The organism is Frisingicoccus caecimuris (assembly GCF_004340975.1).
GTDB classification, from domain to species: Bacteria; Bacillota; Clostridia; order Lachnospirales; family Lachnospiraceae; genus Frisingicoccus; species Frisingicoccus caecimuris.
In genome coordinates this window covers 1-1,901 of record NZ_SLXA01000031.1, presented here as the reverse complement: position 1 = coordinate 1,901, position 1,901 = coordinate 1, and the positions used below count along the sequence as shown (strand labels likewise).

Annotated in this window: 1 protein-coding gene; it reads left to right on the top strand. The window is 38.8% G+C overall.

From position 1 onward, the window contains the following. The first annotated feature begins 100 nt into the window (after positions 1–100). Positions 101–1,729 carry an IS1182 family transposase gene (locus tag EV212_RS13335; RefSeq protein ID WP_132094483.1) on the top strand — a complete coding sequence of 543 codons (1,629 nt, stop codon included), beginning with the start codon at positions 101–103 and terminating at the stop codon, positions 1,727–1,729. The last annotated feature ends 172 nt before the right edge of the window (positions 1,730–1,901 follow it).

The following is a 1,901-nucleotide window of genomic DNA, read 5'->3' as shown; positions in this document are numbered from 1 at the left end:
GGAGCTGTCGCACTAAATAAAAATTAGTGCGGCAGCACTTTTTTTACCAAAAGCAAGAGCCGGGCTTCGAAAAGTCCGGCTCTTGGTGTAAAATTGACTTATGCGACTAAACCAATTATTACAGAAAGATTATACAACATCTTCTCTGTACTATCAAATCAAACTTCCGCTGGATTTGGAAATTTTAATCCCGGCAGATGATCCGGTACGCCTACTGAGTGCTTTTGTGGAGGGAATGGAACTCAGAGAACTTTATAAGACTTATGGTAAGGTAAAGAAAAATCAGGCGTCACCAAAGCAGCTGTTTAAGATTATCATTTACGCCAGCATGAACCGCATTTATTCAAGCAGAGACATTGAAACGGCATGCCGCAGAGATGTCAACTTTATGTATCTTTTAGAAGGAAAACCGGCTCCTGATCACGCAACGATTGCACGATTCATCTCTTTACATTTGTCGCAGTGTTCAAAAGAGACAATGGCCGAAGTAACGGGCATTCTTTATGAATTAGGAGAAATATCCGGAAAAAGTATCTTTATTGATGGAACGAAGATTGAATCTGTTGCTAACAAATACACTTTTGTTTGGAAAAAAGCAGTTACCAAAAGCATGGCAAAACTGTTTGATAAAATTTCAGAACTGGTAAGTGAATGTGAAACACTCTATGGTCTTAAAATCGTTTATCGAAACGAAATCTCTCTGCATACCTTAAAGAGAATGCGGAAGCAGCTTTATAAGATAAAAAACGAAGAACAGATTGCGTTTGTGCATGGTATCGGAAAAAGAAAGACTCCTCTGCAAAAATCTATAGAGACACTGGAAACTTACATAGAAAAACTGAAAGAATATACAAAAAAGATTCATGTCTGCGGTGAACGCAACAGTTATTCGAAGACGGATCCTGATGCAACGTTCATGAGGATGAAAGAAGATGCCATGATGAATGGTCAGTTAAAACCGGCTTATAATCTGCAGCATGGTGTTGATTCTGCATATATTACCTGGCTTGCCATCAGTGAAAGGCCTACTGATACAAGAACGCTGATTCCGTTTTTAAAAGAAATGGAAGAATATCTGGCATTCAAATATAAAGAGATCGTAGCTGATGCCGGATATGAAAGTGAAGAAAACTACTTGTTTATAGAAGAAAACGAACAGCTTGCATTTATCAAACCACAGAATTATGAAATTTCAAAGACCAGAAAGTACAGGCAAGACATCAGCCGCATGGAAAACATGGATTACAACGCTGATAATGACACATATTGCTGTAGAAATGGGCAGATACTGACTGCCCGGTATGAGAAGAAAGAAAAAACTGCAAGCGGCTACAAAAGAACAGTTACCGTGTATCAATGCAATCATTGTAAAGACTGTCCGTTCAAAACAGAATGTATCAGGGGCAACAACTGCAAGACACCAATGGAAGAACGTCAAAAAGTGTTGTATGTTTCAAAAGTAATGAAACAGAAACGACTGGAAACCCTGGAGAGAATCACCAGCGATTATGGAACGCAGCTGCGGATGAACCGGAGCATTCAGGCAGAAGGATCCTTTGCAGTCATAAAAGAAGATATGGATTTCAGACGTTATTTATATCGCGGAAAAGAAAACGTTACTGCTCAGAGCATTATCCTGGCAATTGGTTATAACATCAATAAGCTTCACCATAAAATCCAGTCCGAAAGAACCGGACAGCATTTGTTTTCACTGAAGAAAACAGCGTAATTTTAGACAGTTCAAAACAAAAAAACTCGGATAGACTTTCTTCCTAAAAGAAGGTCTGTTAAAGTATGCACGAAAATCAAATAACGTCTTATTATTCAAGGGATTTTCCTTAAAATGAGCACAAAGAGGCCGCCGCATCTATGATTTATTCAATCATTAATGCGACGGCCCC